Origin of the sequence: Micromonospora sp. NPDC049101 (genome assembly GCF_040648675.1) — a bacterium.
In the GTDB taxonomy this organism is placed as follows: domain Bacteria; phylum Actinomycetota; class Actinomycetes; order Mycobacteriales; family Micromonosporaceae; genus Micromonospora.
Genome location: NZ_JBEZED010000004.1, coordinates 19364 through 35913, shown reverse-complemented (window position 1 = coordinate 35913; position 16550 = coordinate 19364). Strand labels below are relative to the sequence as shown.

The 16550-nt window shown below is 70.3% G+C and carries 14 protein-coding genes; 10 read left to right on the top strand and 4 right to left on the bottom strand.

Features of this window, described 5'->3' with window-relative positions; genetic code table 11:
* Nucleotides 1-202: 202 nt before the first annotated feature.
* Complete coding sequence (locus AB0B57_RS06215; protein ID WP_357065703.1) at nt 203-1810, top strand: serine/threonine-protein kinase; 1608 nt, start codon at nt 203-205, stop codon at nt 1808-1810.
* A 112-nt stretch (nt 1811-1922) separates the two neighbouring features.
* On the opposite strand, the gene AB0B57_RS06210 is transcribed toward AB0B57_RS06215, so the two are convergent.
* Nucleotides 1923-2318: an NUDIX domain-containing protein gene (locus AB0B57_RS06210; protein ID WP_357065700.1), complete on the bottom strand. Its 396-nt coding sequence runs from the start codon at nt 2316-2318 to the stop codon at nt 1923-1925.
* Between the two features lie 451 nt (nt 2319-2769).
* Here AB0B57_RS06210 and AB0B57_RS06205 point away from each other — a divergent pair, with 451 nt between their 5' ends.
* The 6 genes from AB0B57_RS06205 (at nt 2770) to AB0B57_RS06180 (ending at nt 9554) form a co-directional block, all read left to right on the top strand.
* Nucleotides 2770-3366 carry a DUF3455 domain-containing protein gene (locus AB0B57_RS06205; protein ID WP_357065697.1) on the top strand — a complete coding sequence of 199 codons (597 nt, stop codon included), beginning with the start codon at nt 2770-2772 and terminating at the stop codon, nt 3364-3366.
* Between the two features lie 427 nt (nt 3367-3793).
* Nucleotides 3794-5338 (top strand): non-reducing end alpha-L-arabinofuranosidase family hydrolase, encoded by a 1545-nt coding sequence (locus tag AB0B57_RS06200; protein WP_357065695.1) that lies wholly within the window; start codon nt 3794-3796, stop codon nt 5336-5338.
* A 279-nt stretch (nt 5339-5617) separates the two neighbouring features.
* Entirely contained in the window at nt 5618-6232 is a 615-nt protein-coding gene (locus tag AB0B57_RS06195) for a dihydrofolate reductase family protein (RefSeq protein WP_357065692.1), read from the top strand.
* A gap of 46 nt (nt 6233-6278) precedes the next feature.
* Nucleotides 6279-6953, top strand: a complete 675-nt coding sequence (locus AB0B57_RS06190; protein ID WP_357065689.1) for a hypothetical protein — start codon at nt 6279-6281, stop codon at nt 6951-6953.
* A gap of 120 nt (nt 6954-7073) precedes the next feature.
* Complete coding sequence (locus tag AB0B57_RS06185; protein ID WP_357065686.1) at nt 7074-7967, top strand: SGNH/GDSL hydrolase family protein; 894 nt, start codon at nt 7074-7076, stop codon at nt 7965-7967.
* Nucleotides 7968-8066: 99 nt separating this feature from the next.
* Complete coding sequence (locus AB0B57_RS06180) at nt 8067-9554, top strand: protein kinase (protein ID WP_357065683.1); 1488 nt, start codon at nt 8067-8069, stop codon at nt 9552-9554.
* Between the two features lie 123 nt (nt 9555-9677).
* On the opposite strand, the gene AB0B57_RS06175 is transcribed toward AB0B57_RS06180, so the two are convergent.
* From AB0B57_RS06175 to AB0B57_RS06165, 3 genes are all read right to left on the bottom strand, one after another.
* Complete coding sequence (locus AB0B57_RS06175) at nt 9678-10700, bottom strand: glycoside hydrolase family 11 protein (protein WP_357065681.1); 1023 nt, start codon at nt 10698-10700, stop codon at nt 9678-9680.
* Between the two features lie 432 nt (nt 10701-11132).
* Complete coding sequence (locus AB0B57_RS06170; RefSeq protein WP_357065678.1) at nt 11133-12278, bottom strand: DUF6596 domain-containing protein; 1146 nt, start codon at nt 12276-12278, stop codon at nt 11133-11135.
* Nucleotides 12279-12285: 7 nt separating this feature from the next.
* The gene (locus tag AB0B57_RS06165) at nt 12286-12693 is read right to left on the bottom strand and encodes a YciI family protein (protein WP_357065676.1); all 408 of its coding nucleotides are present in this window, start codon (nt 12691-12693) and stop codon (nt 12286-12288) included.
* 199 nt (nt 12694-12892) lie between these two features.
* Between AB0B57_RS06165 and AB0B57_RS06160 the strand changes: the two genes are divergently transcribed.
* The 3 genes from AB0B57_RS06160 to AB0B57_RS06150 all read left to right on the top strand — a co-directional run bounded on the left by AB0B57_RS06160 (nt 12893) and on the right by AB0B57_RS06150 (nt 16465).
* On the top strand, nt 12893-13348 hold the full coding sequence (locus tag AB0B57_RS06160; protein WP_357065673.1) for a Fur family transcriptional regulator: 456 nt from the start codon (nt 12893-12895) through the stop codon (nt 13346-13348).
* Entirely contained in the window at nt 13345-15621 is a 2277-nt protein-coding gene (katG, locus tag AB0B57_RS06155; protein ID WP_357065670.1) for a catalase/peroxidase HPI, read from the top strand. Before AB0B57_RS06160 ends, katG begins: the two co-directional genes overlap by 4 nt.
* A 166-nt stretch (nt 15622-15787) precedes the next feature.
* A complete protein-coding gene (locus AB0B57_RS06150) occupies nt 15788-16465 on the top strand; it encodes a hypothetical protein (RefSeq protein ID WP_357065668.1) in 678 nt (225 codons plus the stop codon).
* The last annotated feature ends 85 nt before the right edge of the window (nt 16466-16550 follow it).

The following is a 16550-nucleotide window of genomic DNA, read 5'->3' as shown; positions in this document are numbered from 1 at the left end:
GATGCCGGGTGGCTCGGTCCGGCGTCCTCCGCGGCGCGGAACCACGGCCCGAGGATAGTTTCGCCGCACCTGGCGTGGGTGGACGGCATCGACGGGGTTTGGTGGGTGGGCGATAGGCTGCGGGCGGCGTCCGAGTGACCTAAGGGGTACGGGTGATAGGCGGAACAGCTCGCGCGGCGGTCACGGTCTGCGGGCAATCGACGTGAGCGACGGCTTGCGTCGCGGGGACCCGACCCGCCTCGGTGGGTACGACGTGCTTGACCGGCTCGGCGACGGGGGCATGGGCACCGTCTTCCTGGCCCGGTCGCCGCAGGGACGGCGGGTGGCGGTCAAGGTCGTCCGTCCGGAGTTCTCGCATGACGAGGAGTTCCGTGGTCGGTTTCGCAGCGAGGTGAACCGCGCCCGCCAGGTGCCACCGTTCTGCACTGCCGAGGTCCTGGACGCCGACCCGGACCACAACCCGCCGCACCTGGTGGTGGAGTACGTCGAGGGCCCCAGCCTGGCCCAGGTGATCCGGGAGCAGGGGCCGCTGGGGGCCGCGCAGGTGCACAGCATCGCGGTCGGGGTGGCTACCGCGCTCACCGCCATCCATGGCGCCGGGGTGATCCACCGGGATTTGAAGCCGGCAAACGTCCTGGTCGCACCGGGCGGGATCAAGGTCATCGACTTCGGCATCGCCCGAGCGTTCGAGGCCACGAGCCAGCACACCCGGACCAACCAGGTGGTCGGGACCGTCTCGTACATGGCCCCGGAGCGGTTCGACGCGACGTCCGGCCACCCGGTGGGCCCGCCGGCGGACATCTTCGCCTGGGGTGCCCTTGTCGCTCACGCCGCGACCGGCCGCAACCCGTTCGGGGGCGATTCCCCTACCGCCACCGCGATGCGGATCCTCACGCAACCGCCGGACCTGGCCGGCCTCGGCGGTGCGTTGCGGGAGTTGGTCTCCCGGGCCCTGGAGAAGGACCCCGCTGCCCGGCCCACCGCCCGGGAACTGCTCGACGGACTGTTGACCGTGGCGAATCAGGGGGGTGCCGCCGGGGCGGCCCAACGTCTGGCGGAGATGTCGACGGTGCGCGCGGCGAGCGCTGGCGGTGGTGCTGACCAGGGGCAGCGGTCGACGCCGTCGGCCGGAGGCGCGGGCTCGGGACGGCGTGGCTGGCTCATCGCTCTGGGGTCGGTCGCCGCGGTGGTCGCGGTGCTGGTGCCGGCCTTCGTGTTCGGCCCGAAACTGCTGGACGACCAGGCCAAACCAGGCCCGACCGGTTCGACGGCGGCGGGGAGCCCGGCAGCCGGCGGTGCGTCGGCCGCCGCGTCCACGCCGGCAGCGGCCCCGTCGACCGGGTCACCGTCGGCCGCCGCCGACCCCACCCAGGCCATCCTTGCCGGGCAGCGGCGAATCCTGCTGCACGTGGTGGAGATCGACCGCGACCTGTCGCTGCCGTCGCACGGCGAGCTTGAGGTCGGCGACGGGACCGGCAAGGAGGCGCTCTTCGTGCTCGAACCGGTCGGTGTCGACTTCATGATCAAGTCGGTGAACCCGGAGATCGCCCACCGACCGTGCCTCGGCGTCAAGAGAGACGGCGAGGGGGAGAAGTCGCTCGTGGGAGCCGACTGCCGGCCGACCAAGGCCACCCTGTTCTCGATAACCCGCGAGGGCAGGGACGACAAGGGGCGCACCTCCTACGCCATCGTCAACGAGGAGTACGGCCCGGTGCAGTGGAGCCCGACGAGAAAGGTGATCTACGTCGAGTTTCTCGGTGACGCCCCGCTCGACACCACCTTCAGCATGGTCGACCGGGGCGCGGTCTGACGACTGGGAAGACCCGACCGTCGCCGAGAGTCGGCGTCGCATTCCGCCATTGCCGGCCGTGGAAATCCGGCACCGAATGGGCCGTCGGCCGGTGCGGCCCGGCCGCAGTGATCTATAGTTCGCCGCGGTCACGCAGCCAGTCGAAGATCAGCCCGTCCACTGGGGATGACTTCTCCCTGTCGGAGTAGTCGAGCCAGGACATCTCCTCGATCTCCCAACCCGGCGTGAGGTCACCCTGGTAATCGGCGCGATAGCAGGTCATCCGGACGATGACGCCCTCGGACTTTCCGTGCGCCTGGGCCTCGAAGACCTTCATCGGCTCGATGGATTCGCTGATCAGCTCGACGCAGAGCTCTTCTCGGATTTCGCGCTTGAGGGCCTCGTGGTCCGTCTCGCCCGCTTCCCGCTTGCCGCCCGGAATGTACCAGGCATCTTTGCCGTACGACCTGGTGCTCAGGATCTTGCCCTCTATCACGTGCACCCACGCGAGTTTGTCGATGACCTGCATTCTCACCTCTCGCCCATGTGGTCGACCATTGACTTGATGCGGTCGCGGTGGGCACAGCATTGCTGGATCAGTGCCAGCTCGTTGGCGAATTCCGCGCACAGTGCGGCCCAGTGACCGAGCAGGCCACGATGGCGCTCGGCTGGGGAAACTCCCGCAGGCCCCAGCGTAGACGCCGCATCGTTCCAGCCGGGCGATCGGGTCGTGGACAGAGCCGACCCGGAACTCCGATTCACCAATGCGGCGCACACCGGACCCTGCCCAGGTCGAAGCGACGGTAATCGTGGTCGGCGCGCTGCGAGACGGAAACGAACGACGTCGGGTCCGGCGAGGACGGTCGGGGCCGGCGCCCACCCGTCCGTGCAAAATTCGGCGAAACATTGATCGGTCTGCGCATTCTGTCCGTGCATAAGGAAAGTGGGTGCGGATGCGCCCCTTGGAGCGGAGGAATCGCATGCTCAGCACGTCTCACTCTCGGGTCCGGGCCCTCGCGGTCATCGGCATGGCCGGTGTCGTGGCGGCGATCGGCGCGGTGACCCACCAAGCGTCCGCCACCGAGGTGGCCGCGCCGGCAGCCGTGGCCGCGCCGGCAGCCGTGGGCGCCGACGCACGCCGGGTCGACATCCCGCGCATCGCCTCGGCGATCAAGCCGCCGGCGGGGGCGCGCCCCGTCGGCGCGTACGTCGTCACGCGCGGAACGCAGACCTACACGTGTGCCGGCGGTGTGTTCACCGGCGCGTCCGTGCCGGAGGCTCAGCTCCTCGGCACGGGCGGCCGGGTCCACCACTTCGGGGGCCCGAGTTGGCAGTCCGAGCGGGACGGCTCACTGATCACGGCGAAGAAGACCGCGGAGAGCCCGCGGCCGGGGACGATCCCCGAGCTGCTGTTGACCGTGGACACCCACAGCGGCACCGGCATTCTCGGCAACGTCGCGTACATCAGCCGTCTGTTGACCTCGGGTGGCGTCGCCCCGGCCGGCGCCTGTGTCGACGGCGCGACGGCGGCCGTGCCGTACGGGGCGGTCTACGTCTTCTGGGCAGCGAAGCGCTGACGGCCGCGTCCCGATGCCGCCGAACGTGGTGAGCCAGGGATCGTGCCTCATGGGTGGCCATCGATGTTAACGTAAACGATCGGTGGTCTTCAACGGGCCGGCCGCAGTCCTGCTCCGACGGGTTGGGTGGCGGTCTGTGGTTGATCAGTGCGAAGTCATCGCGCCCTGGGTCGCGGCGCGCCACCGCCTGATGTTCCCAGCACGTTACGTCTTGACGAACGACATGTTATCGCTCACAGTCGATGGCTAAGGACGACGACACCTTCGGCTTGCCGGGCAAGCCTGCTTCGTCGACCTCGAACCAGGCGTGCGTCAGGGTGTGCAGGTGTCTTGTTAGCGCTAACTTCCTCGACGCATGCACCCGGGCACGTGTCGCGGTGCGCCCATCTCGGGCAGGCCGTTTGGCTTTGGTCACTGAAGGAGGATCATGTCTGCCCTCGATAGGTCTCCATCGATCGCGCCGCCGACGCGGCGGCGTTGGTGGTTGCCCCGCATTATCGCCGCTGGCGCGGCGGCGATGCTGGTCGGCGCTGCCGCAGTAGCGGTGGTGTCGTCGCCCGCTGCCGCAGCGACGGTCGACACGAGCGCGTGGTACGTGCTGATCAACCGCAACAGCAACAAGGCCCTGGACGTGTACAACCTGGCCACGAACGACGGTGCCCGGATCACCCAGTGGACCCGCAACAACGGCAACCAGCAGCAGTGGCAGTTCGTCGACTCCGGCGGTGGCTACTACCGGGTGAAGTCGCGGCTGTCCGGCAAGGTGCTGGACGTCTCCGGCCGCTCGACCGCCGACGGCGGGCCGATCGTGCAGTGGAGCGACAACAACGGCACCAACCAGCAGTTCCGGTTGGCCGACTCGGACAGCGGCTACGTCCGGCTGATCAACCGCAACAGCAACAAGGTGATGGAGGTGCAGGGCGCCTCGACCGCCGACGGCGGCAACATCGTGCAGTACGCCGACTGGAACGGCACCAACCAGCAGTGGCAGCTCGTCCGCGTCGACGGTGGGAGCAACCCCACCACGCCGCCGCCGACGTCGCCCCCGCCGGGTGGCGTGTGCGACCTTCCCTCGACGTACCGCTGGTCGTCGAGTGGCGTGTTGGCGACTCCGAAGTCGGGTTGGGTGTCGCTCAAGGACTTCACCGTGGCCCCGTTCAACGGCCAGCAGCTGGTCTACGCCACCACGCACGACTTCGGCGACAGCTGGGGTTCGATGAACTTCAGCCTCTTCTCGAACTGGTCGCAGATGGCCTCGGCCACCCAGACCGGGATGAACTCGGGGACCGTCGCGCCGTCGTTGTTCTACTTCGCGCCGAAGAACATCTGGGTGCTGACCTACCAGTGGGGGGCCGGGGCGGCGTTCCACTACCGCACCTCGACCAACCCGACCAACCCGAACGGCTGGTCGGCGCCGCAGCCGATGTTCACCGGGAGCATCACCGGTTCGGGTACGGGGCCGATCGACCAGACGGTCATCGCCGACGACACGACCATGTACCTGTTCTTCGCCGGCGACAACGGCAAGATCTACCGGACCAGCATGCCGATCGGGAACTTCCCCGGTAACTTCGGCAGCAGCTACACGACCATCATGAGTGACACGCAGAACAACCTGTTCGAGGCTCCGCAGGTCTACAAGCTGCAGGGTCTGAACAAGTACCTCATGATCGTCGAGGCGATCGGTTCGACCGGCCGCTACTTCCGCTCGTTCACGGCCACCAGCCTGAACGGTACGTGGACGCCGCAGGCCGCGAGCCAGAGCAACCCGTTCGCCGCCAAGGTCAACAGTGGTGCCACCTGGACCAACGACATCAGCCACGGTGAGCTGCTGCGCACCAGCGCCGACCAGACCATGACTGTCGACGCCTGCAACCTGCAGTTGCTCTACCAGGGTCGTTCGCCCAGCTCCGACGGCACCCCCTACGGCCTCCTGCCGTACCGGCCGGGTCTGTTGACCCTGCAGCGCTGACCCTGCCTGACCGCGAAACGGGCGGGCTCGGCGTTACGCCGAGCCCGCCCGATCGTGCGTCGGCCTGGCACCACTCGGAGGTTTCGGCCCACTTCTGGCGGGGCCGGCCCGCACTTGCGAGACACGCCCGGAGTCCGGGACCCGATCGTCGCGCACCGCGCTTCCCACCCTCGGGGTGCGAAACGCCGAAGTCGTCCCGAGGGACGGACGCTGACGGCAGAGTTTGGGATGATGCGCCGGTCTAACTGCGACATCACCTGAACTGAAGGGATTCCCCCGATGGCACCTGTCATCTCCACGCTGTTCATCTCGGCCGACGGTGTGGCCGAGATCGACCCCGACTGGCACTTCCCCTACTTCGACGACAACATGGGCCGCGCCGTCACCGAGGACTACGACACCGCCGACGTGCTGCTGATCGGCCGGGAAACCTACGACAGCTTCGCCGGCGCCTGGCCCGGCCGGGAGGCCGCGGGCGGGGAGGACGCGCCGTTCGCCAAGCAACTCGGCGACATGCGCAAGGTCGTCGTCTCCCGCCAACCACTGGAGTTCTCCTGGCGCAACTCGGAGCTGATCGCCGGTGACCTCCTCGACGCCGTCCGGTCGCTCAAGGCCGACGACGGGGTGCGCGGCATCCTCATCCCCGGGTCGATCTCCGTCGTGCAGCAGTTGCTCGCCGCCGGGCTGGTCGACGAGCTGCGGCTGCTGGTGCACCCGGTGGCGGCGCGCAAGGGCCGCAGGCTGTTCGACGAGGGTGACACGGCGTACCACCTGCGGGTGGTGGCGACCGAGGTGTTCCCGACGGGTGTGCTCCGGGTGATCTACGCCCCGGGCGCGGCGCCGGGTGCGGTCGGCTACGACGACGTCAAGGACCAGGTGCCGGCCGGACAGTAGCCGCCCTTCGCGAAGAGCGTCGTAGGCCCGTGTGACGATCGGCGTCGTGACTGGATGGACGTACAACGATCGCCCCGAGGGCGCCAAATTCCTGACCGACCGGATCCCCGAGCCGGGCCGCGCCGCGATCGAGGCCGAGCTCTGGGCCTGGATCGTTCGTGGTGAGGGTGACGCCGCCGAGTTCGTCGACGTCTTCGACGATGAGGAGGAGCGCCGCGGCAGCACGGACGAGGAGCTCACCGCGGCGTACGAGAGGGCGCTGGCCGTTCGGCGGGCGCAGCAACGGGAGTGGGGCGAGGTGCGGGGGAACCTCACCCGCGCCTTCGCCGAGCTCAACGAGCGGGGTGTGGTGGCCCGGGAGAATTTCAGCTGCTGCGGCACCTGCGCGAGCGCCGAGATCCACGACGAGCGCGACGACTCCCGGCACTGGCACGGCTACGTGTGGTATCACCAGCAGGACACCGAGTCGTTGCTCGCCAGCGAGGACGGGGAGGTCTACCTCGGCTACGGCGCCTATCCTCCGGCCGACTTCGACGAGGCCGCCTACGAAGAGCTGTCGGAGGCCGAGCAGCAGGCCCGCTACCAGGTCGACCTGGAGCGGCTGCTGGACGACGTCGTGTTCCCGGTGCTGCGCGAGCACGGCATGCGGGTCGAGTGGGACCGCAAGCAGTCCAGGCGGGTCCGGGTCACCGGCGCGCAGTGGTATGCGCCGGTGGGCTGAGCACCACCGCGTCATCCCACACCTCGGACCAGCATTTAGTGAGGCTCATCGATATTGACGTGCGGCGTCGGCGGCGACAGGATCTCGGCACCACCACCGTGATCCCCTCTGGGAGGCGTCATGACCCGTCCCCGCCTGCCCCGCCTACGGGCAACCACCCGGCTGGCCGCACTCGCCGTGGCCACGGTCGGCGTGCTGCTCACCGTCGCCACACCCGCCAGCGCCGCCGTGCCCACCGGCCGATACGTCGCGCTGGGCGACTCGTACACGGCCGGCCCGCTGATCCCCACCCAGGTCGACCTGAACTGCCTACGCTCCAACCGCAACTACCCGTCGCTGGTGGCCGCCTCCGCCGGCTCGTCGTCGTTCGCCGACGTGAGCTGCTCCGGTGCCACCACCGACGACATCCTCTACGGTGGCAGCGGCCAGTTGGGCAGCACGCTGCCACCGCAGCTCAACGCGGTCACGTCGGCCACGGCCCTGGTGACGGTGCAGATCGGCGGCAACGACATCGGCTTCGCCGACATCATCGGCGACTGTGCGCAGGCGAGCCTCAGCAGTCCGCTCGGGTCACCGTGCAAGAACCGGTACACCGCCGGGGGTGTCGACCAGTTGCAGGCGCGGATCGTCGCCGCCACACCGAAGGTGACAGCCGTGCTGCAGGGGGTCCGTCGGGCCGCGCCGGGCGCGCGGGTCGTGGTCCTCGGCTACCCGGCGATCCTGCCGGACACCGGTTACGGCTGCTGGCCCGTCGTCCCGATCGCCTACCAGGACGTGCCGTACCTGCGCGGCGTCGAGAAGTCCCTCAACGCGATGCTGGCCAGCGCCGCGACCGCCAACGGCGCCACCTACGCCGACGTCTACGCCCCGTCGATCGGGCGCGACGCGTGCAAGGGCAGCGGCACCCGGTGGATCGAGGGGCTGGTGCCACAGAATTCGGCCGCCCCCTTCCACCCGAACGCCCGGGGTGAGCAGGGCATGGCAAACGCCCTGCTCAGCACCTTGGCCAGCTGACCGGCCGGAAAGTGCTCGACCCGGCCCCGTCGCGCCGCGCGGGGCCGGGTACGGCGAGAAGGCGCTTGGGATCTGCGGATCCGGGGTACGGGAGGCTTTATGCCGAGTATGGGGCAACTCGTCGGAGACCGTTACCGCCTGGTCGAAAGCATCGCCAGCGGCGGCATGGGCGACGTGTGGCGGGCGGTCGACGAGACCCTGGACCGCTGCGTGGCGGTCAAGACGCTGCAGGCTCGGCTGGTCAACGACGCCGGCTTCGGCGAGCGGTTCCGCCGCGAGGCGCGCGCGATGGCGGCCCTGCGTCACCCGGGCGTCGCCCAGGTCTACGACTACGGCGAGGTGTCCCGCCCCGGAGGGCCGGTCCTCGCCTACATCGTGATGGAGTGCGTGCAGGGCCAGCCCCTGTCGGAGCGGATCGCCGAGGCCGGCCGACTGAGCGTGGCCGAGACGATGTCGATCGCCGCGCAGACCGCCCGCGCCCTCCAGGCCGCCCATGACGCCGGCGTGGTCCACCGCGACGTCAAACCCAACAATCTGATCATCGAGCCGGACGGGCACGTCGTACTCGTCGATTTCGGGGTTGCCGTGACCCAGGAGGCGGCGAGCCTGACCGGCACGAACCAGGTCGTCGGCACCGCCCTGTACATGGCGCCGGAGCAGATCTCGAAGAACGAGATCGGCCCGCCGATCGACATCTACGCGCTGGGCGCCGTCGTCTACCACTGCCTCTCCGGGAGGCCCCCGCACCAGGGCGAGAACGCGGTCGCGGTGGCGCTGCGGCACCTTGAGGAGGATCCGGCGCCGCTGCCCGACGGCACCCCGGCGGCGGTGCGGGGGTTGGTCGCCACCGCGATGGCCAAGGAGCCCGCCCAACGATTCCCGACGGCGGCGGCCATGGCCACCGCGGCGCAGGCCCTCGCGGACCCGTCCGACCACCTGGTCCGGACCGCCGCCGGGGCGACCTCGATCGGGGCACGAGACGAGCGGACGGCCGCCCTCCGGCCGGGCCACGGCGGTGCGCCGGGTCGGTCGGGGAGTTCCGGGGCTCGGGCCCTCGCGGTGCTGCTCGGGACGGTGGCCGCCGCGGCTGCCGTCCTGGTGTTCGGCGACCCCACCGGGATGCTGCCCGGCCCGACCGGGCGACCCTCGACGCCGCCCGCGGTGTCGCCCTCGGCGCCGGTCGATGGCGGCATCGACACCGCAACCGACACCGCAACCGACACCGATACCGGCACTGACACCGGCATCGACGCCGGTCCGGGTGTTGGTGGTGGCCAACCGGCCACCACCGGCCCCGGGGGCCTGCCGGTCCGGGCATCCGGATCCCCGACTCCGACGGCCTCTGGTCCCGCTGCGGGGCCCGACCAGTCCGCGCCGTCCGACGACAGCGGTGGCGACACCCCGGCCCCCGCCACCTCCGAGAGCGCCGACGAGGACCCGACGGCAGATCCGACGGGCGCACCGACCGCGGCGCCGACGGAGGAGTCGACGGAGCCGGCGGCGGACCCGTCCGGAGGGCCGGCGGAGGAATCGAGCGGGGAACCGACGGCGGGGACGACCGAGGGGACCGCCGCGCCACGAGGCTGAAGGACGACGGCGGAGGCCACGAACACGCCACCGCCGCGCCCAGGGGGAGTGGCACGCGGACGCAGACTGGCGTGGCGGCCGGAGCCGCCACGCCAGTGCCGCGGTGTCAGACGTCGATCAGGTTCAACTGGTACGGCAGGTGACTGTCGGCCAGTTCCAGTTGCCGTTGGCCATGACCGTTATCCCGAAGTTGTTGCCGTTGCCGTTCGGTGTCGCGGTGACGGTGCCGCTGCTGCCGCTGACCGAGGCGTTCCAGCTGTTCTGGATGCTCTGGCCGCCGCCCAGACCGAGGCTGACGACCCAGTTGTTGGTGCCGCTGACCGCGACGTTGAGGTTGAACCGGTCACCCCACTGCTGGCCGGCGGAGAGCGTCGCGGTGCAGTTGCCGCCCCCCGGGTTGCCGGTGGTCGGCCCGGAGGTGGGGTTGCTGCCACCGCCCTCGCGGACGGTGACGTCGGAGCTGCCGCTGCTCTGGTAGCCCTCGGTGGCCATGATCTGGTAGGCGTGGTTGGTGCCGAGGTTCAGGCCGGCGCGGGCCCAGGCGTCGAAGTGGTTGGCGGTGGTGATGGTGCCGCTGGAGCGCTTCTGCTGGCGGACGCTCCAGTACTGGTAGAACGTCTGGTTGCCGTCGATCGAGGGGGCGTTGGTCCGCAGGCTGCGCAGGATGTCGTAGGTGCCGCCGTCGGTGGTGACCGTGCCCAGCCGGGTGGCGCCGTTGCTCGGGTTGTAGCTGCCGAAGTTCTCCACCACGTAGTACTCGATGAGCGGGTTGCGCGTCCATCCGTACAGGGCGAGGTAGGTGTTGTTGTTGCCCGGGTTGTAGGTGGCCGAGTAGCTGACGGTCCGCCGGCTGCCGGTGGCCCAGCCCTTGCCGCCGACCCAGTTGTTGGTGCTCCGGTCCCAACTGCTGGAGTAACGGCCGTCGGCGCGCAGCGTCATGCTGGCGTTGCCGCCGTCTTTCCAGAAGGAGAAGTAGTAGCCGTTGTGCGTGCCGGTGAGGCTCGAGGTGAGCGTCCGGTCGGCCTCGGCGTACGCGTTGGTGGCCGTCATCGTGCCGGTGACGGCCAGGACGACGGCGCATGCGGCACCGAGGAGCAGCCGCATGCGGCCGCGCCTTCTTGGTGTGGTGTGGCTGGTGTCGGTCATGTAACTGGTGCCTCCTCGTGACGGCTGGCGGGGGCCAGCAGCGCGGTACGCCTCGGCAGGCTGCCGGTGGTCAGGTAACGGCCACGGCGTTGTACCGCTCGGTGGTGGGCCGGTCGTCCTGCACGACGACCGCAGGAGTGGATAGTGGTGGTTGGTGCTGACGGCGATTGAATGCCGTCGATGGCGACCGTATTGACCCAGTCGTCAACTTGTCAACAATTCCCGGAAACCTGGTGGCAACAGTGCCCTCCTCGCCGAGGGGGATCCATCCAGGTCAGTAGTCGATCAGAGTCCAGGGTGGTCATCCGCGGAGTGCTCGGGACAGATCGAGGCCCGAGTGACGGTCGCCGAAATTTCCGGAGACTTTCCGGACCTCGCCGGCCGGCTGTGCGCTGCGGCGGCAGGGGTCGGGTGTCACCGCGACCTGACCGGTCAGCCACACCGAAGCGTATTGAGTCGGGCGGCCTGGCGGGTCAGGTGGTCGCGCTCGGCGAGGTTGGGGGCCTTCCGGGCCGCCTCGGCGTACAGCCGTGCGGCCGTCGCCACGTTGCCGTCGCGCTCGTGCAGGTACGCCGCCACCGCCGTGTGGCGGGGCAGCGAGTCGTCCAGGGCGGTGAGCGCGGCCAGGCCGGCGCGGGGGCCGTCCGCCTCGCCGACTGCCACCGCGCGGTTGAGGCGGACCACCGGGTTGTCGGTCAGGCGCACCAACTCGTCGTACCACTCGACGATCTGCACCCAGTCGGTCTCCTCGGCGGTGGGCGCGTCGGCGTGCAGTGCCGCGACGGCGGCCTGGGCCTGGAACTCGCCCAGCCGGTCGCGGGCCAGGGCCGCCTGCAGGATCCGGACTCCCTCGGCGATCAAAGTGGTGTCCCACCGGCGGCGGTCCTGCTCGGCCAGCGGCACCAGGCTGCCGTCGGGCGCGGTCCGGGCGGCGCGTCGGGCGTGGTGCAGCAGCATGAGGGCGAGCAGCCCGGCCACCTCGGGATGGCCGATCGAGGCCGCGAGCTGCCGGGTGAGCCGGATGGCCTCGGCGGCGAGGTCGACGTCGCCGGAGTAGCCCTCGTTGAAGACCAGGTAGAGGACGCGTAGCACGGTGGCGACGTCGCCGGGCTGGTCGAAGCGCACCCCGGAGACTGTGCGTTTGGCCCGGCTGATGCGCTGCGCCATCGTCGTCTCGGGCACCAGGTAGGCCTGGGCGATCTGGCGGGTGGTCAGCCCACCGACGGCGCGCAGCGTGAGCGCGACCGCCGACGCGGGGGTCAGCGACGGGTGGGCGCACAGGAAGTAGAGCTGGAGGGTGTCGTCCACCGCGGGCGCGGGGCCGGGCATCGGCTCCTCCTCGACGACGTCTTCCCGACGGCGGCGGGCCGCGTCGGCGCGTGTCGCGTCGAGGAACCGGCGCCAGGCCACGGTGATCAGCCAGCCCTTCGGGTCCCGCGGCGGGTCGGCCGGCCAGGTGCGGACCGCCTCGAGCAGCGCGTCCTGCACGGCGTCCTCGGCCGCCGCGAAGTCAGCTCCGCGGCGGACGAGGACGGTGAGCACGCTCGGCGTGAGGCTCCGGATCAGGGCCTCGTCCATCAGACTGTCACTCCGTGATGGTGGGCGGCTCGGTGAGGAACGGGCGCAGCTCGAGCCACTCGTGGATCGGCCTGCCGTCCTTGCCCGGGGCGGCGGACAGCTCCCCGGCCAGCTCGACGGCGCGCTCGTAGCTGTCGACGTCGATGGTCATCCAGCCGGCGATGAGGTCCTTGGTCTCGGCGAACGGCCCGTCGGTGACCGGCGGGCGACCCTCACCGTCGTAGCGGACCCAGGCGCCCTCGGGGGCGAGGGCCTGGCCGTCGACGAACTCGCCGGTCTGCTCGAGCCGTGCCGCGAAGTCCCGCATGTACGTCACGTGCGCCGAGATCTCCTCCGGCGTCCACTGGTCCATGGGTACGTCGTTGACCCCGGCCGGGCCGCCGCGGTAGTGCTTGAGCAGCAGGTACTTCGCCATCGTGTTCTCCTCGGTGCCGGTGCGACCGGTCAGGTGTGGTCGCGCTCACCTCGGGGACGGAGCCGCCCACCGGGTCTCGACATGGTTGCCCGGACTTTTTCCGCCGCCGGGTGAACCGGGGGTGAATGGTCCGCCACGCCGGCACGCGGAAGGGCGTAAAACTTGATCCGTTCCAGAATAGTGAGCTAGTGTTCGCCAGGTGATGTCCGACTTCGAGGCGCAACTGCGGGCCGCCTCGCTGCGCGTCACCCGGCCCCGACTGGCGGTGCTCGCGGCGTTGCGCGACCACCCGCACGTCGGCACCGACGCGGTGATCGCGCTGGTTCGGGCGGATCATCCCACGGTCTCCCATCAAGCGGTGTACGACGTGCTGCGTGTACTCACCGACGCTGGCCTGGTGCGGCGTATCCAGCCGGCCGGAGCGACCGCCCGCTACGAGTCCCGGGTCGCGGACAACCATCACCATGTCGTGTGCCGCTCCTGCGGCGCGATCGCCGACGTCGAGTGCGCCGTCGGTCACGCCCCCTGTCTCACCGCCTCGGTCGACCACGGTTTCGTGATCGACGAGGCGGAGGTCGTCTACTGGGGCATCTGTCCCGACTGCGCGACCGAACGCACGCCCCAGAGATCCGCAAGCTCGGAAGGAAGTTCATGAGCGACACCCAGGACAACGGCCCCACCAGTGCGCAGGGCGTGGATCAGAAGGCAGCCGCCGGCTGCCCGGTCGCGCACGACTCGGTGACCGCGCACGGCAGCGAGAGCGAGAACCCGGCGATCGACTCGCCGACCCCGAAGACCGGCGGTCGTCCGCGCACCAACCGGGACTGGTGGCCCAACCAGCTCGACCTCTCGGTGTTGCACGCCCACTCGTCCAAGGGCAACCCGTTGGGTGCGGACTTCAGCTACGCGAAGGAGTTCGCCAAGCTCGACGTCGAGGCCCTCAAGCGGGACATCACCGAGGTTCTCACCACCTCGCAGGACTGGTGGCCGGCCGACTTCGGCCACTACGGCGGCCTGATGATCCGGATGAGCTGGCACGCCGCCGGCACGTACCGCATCGAGGACGGCCGGGGCGGTGCCGGCGACGGCGGCCAGCGGTTCGCGCCGCTGAACAGCTGGCCGGACAACGCCAACCTGGACAAGGCCCGCCGGCTGCTGTGGCCGGTCAAGCAGAAGTACGGCCAGCAGATCTCCTGGGCCGACCTGCTCGTGCTCGCCGGTAACGTCGCCCTGGAGTCGATGGGCTTCAAGACCTTCGGCTTCGGCTTCGGTCGCGAGGACGTCTGGGAGCCCGAGGAGATCTTCTGGGGCCCGGAGGACACCTGGCTCGGCGACGAGCGCTACGCCTCCGAGAAGGAGATGGCGACCGGCGTGGGGTCGACCGAGATGGGCCTCATCTACGTCAACCCGGAGGGCCCGCGCGGCAACGCCGACCCGGCCGCCGCGGCGCACTTCATCCGCGAGACCTTCGGCCGGATGGCCATGAACGACGAGGAGACCGTCGCCCTCATCGCCGGTGGCCACACCTTCGGCAAGACCCACGGTGCCGGTGTCGCCGACAACCACGTGGGCCCGGAGCCCGAGGGTGCCCCGATCGAGGCGCAGGGCCTGGGTTGGCTGAGCAGCCACGGCAGCGGCAAGGGCGCCGACACGATCACCAGCGGTCTCGAGGTGACGTGGACCGACGTGCCGACGCAGTGGAGCAACCGCTTCTTCGAGATCCTGTTCGGCTACGAGTGGGAGCTGACCACCAGCCCCGGTGGCGCGAAGCAGTGGGTCGCCAAGGACGCCGAGGCGATCATCCCGGACCCCTTCGACCCGGCGAAGAAGCACCGGCCCACGATGCTCACGACCGACCTGTCGCTGCGGGTCGACCCGGCGTACGAGAAGATCTCCCGCCGCTTCCTGGAGAACCCCGACCAGTTCGCGTTGGCCTTCGCCAAGGCGTGGTACAAGCTGTTGCACCGCGACATGGGCCCGATCGAGCGTTTCCTCGGGCCGTGGGTGGCGGAGCCGCAGCTCTGGCAGGACCCGGTGCCGGCCGTCGACCACGAGCTGGTGGGTGACGCCGACATCGCCGCGCTCAAGGCGAAGGTCCTGGACTCCGGTCTGAGCACCGCCCAGCTGGTCTCCACCGCCTGGGCGTCCGCCGCGAGCTTCCGGCACACCGACAAGCGCGGTGGCGCCAACGGTGCGCGGATCCGTCTGGAGCCGCAGCGCAGCTGGGAGGTCAACCAGCCGGAGCAGCTGGCGACCGTCCTGACCGCCCTGGAGGGCATCCAGCAGGACTTCAACGCCGCCGGTGGCGCGAAGATCTCGCTCGCCGACCTGATCGTGCTGGCCGGTTCGGCAGCCGTCGAGAAGGCGGCGCGGGACGCCGGCGTCGAGGTGACCGTGCCGTTCCGGCCGGGCCGCACCGACGCCACCCAGGAGCAGACCGACACGGACTCGTTCCGGGTCCTCGAGCCCCGGGCCGACGGCTTCCGCAACTACCTGCGGGCGGGCGAGAAGACCCAGCCGGAGGTGCTCCTCGTCGACCGCGCCTACATGCTCAACCTCACCGCGCCGGAGATGACGGTCCTCATCGGCGGTCTGCGGTCGCTCGGCGCCAACACCGGCGGCAGCCAGCACGGCGTCCTCACCGACCGGCCGGGCGTGCTCAGCAACGACTTCTTCGCCAACCTGCTCTCCCCGGGCACCCGGTGGAGCGTGTCGAAGTCCGATGAGCACGTGTACGAGATCCGTGACCTGGCCACCGACGAGGTGAAGTGGACCGCCACCGCGGTCGACCTCATCTTCGGGTCCAACTCGCAGCTGCGCGCGCTCGCGGAGGTCTACGCCAGCCAGGACGCCCGCGACAAGTTCGTGGCCGACTTCGTGACCGCCTGGACCAAGGTCATGGAGCTGGACCGGTTCGACATCGCCTGACCAGCTCGACACCGACGAGCCCCGGTCGATCCCGCGAGGGACCGGCCGGGGCTCGGCCGACTCCGCGGCAGCGCCGTCGCACCCTCGAAGCCGGCGACGCTATCGACGGGCATCCCGTGCGGCGGCTAACCTGTGGCCCCACCGACCATCGATGTGAGGAGATGCGATGGCGCGCCGCACTGGCCGGCCCTCCTACCTGTCCGACAACCCCGACGTGCGTCGTCGCCGCACCTCCCGGGTCGTGGCGGTCGCCGGGGCGATCGCACTTGTCACCGCCCTGCTGGGTGGGCTGATCGGCTACCAGGTGGGGCGTCCGGACGCCACCGAGGCGTCCATCGCGAGCATCAAAGAGGCCGACGCGAAGCGGGACGCGCAGCAGATCGTCGAGCTGACCGAGACGGCCCGCCGCGTCAGTGCCCAGATCGCCCCGATCCTGACCACCCTCAAGGCGGACACCGCAGCCGGGCGCGCGCCGGATCCGGCGCAGGCCCGGCGGTGGCAGGAGAGCATGCGGGAAGCCGCCAAGCCGTTCGCCGACCCGCCGTCGGGGAGCACCGCCACGAACGTGGCGCGAGGCGGGCTGCGCGGGGCCATCCAGCAGGCCGGTCTGGCCGTCGACTCCTACGCGCTGGCCGCCAGCGTGCCGGCGGCACAACGCGCGGCCCTGCTGGACCTCACCACGCGGCAGGCGGTCGAGGCCGTGACGAGCTGGTCGGTCGCCGCGACCCAGCTCGACCAGGTCAGCGTCGACGCCGGCCACGGCCACCAACACGTGTTCCTCACCACAGATCCCGAAGGATCGGCCTTCACCCCTGACGGGGAGGCCGAGGGCACCGGCGGTTGAGGGCTCGTTGCTGCCCGGTGTCGGGTTTGCCCACGGGTGCCGGCGGACCACCTCGCGGGGACGGCCGCGGCGTGATCTGGGAGCG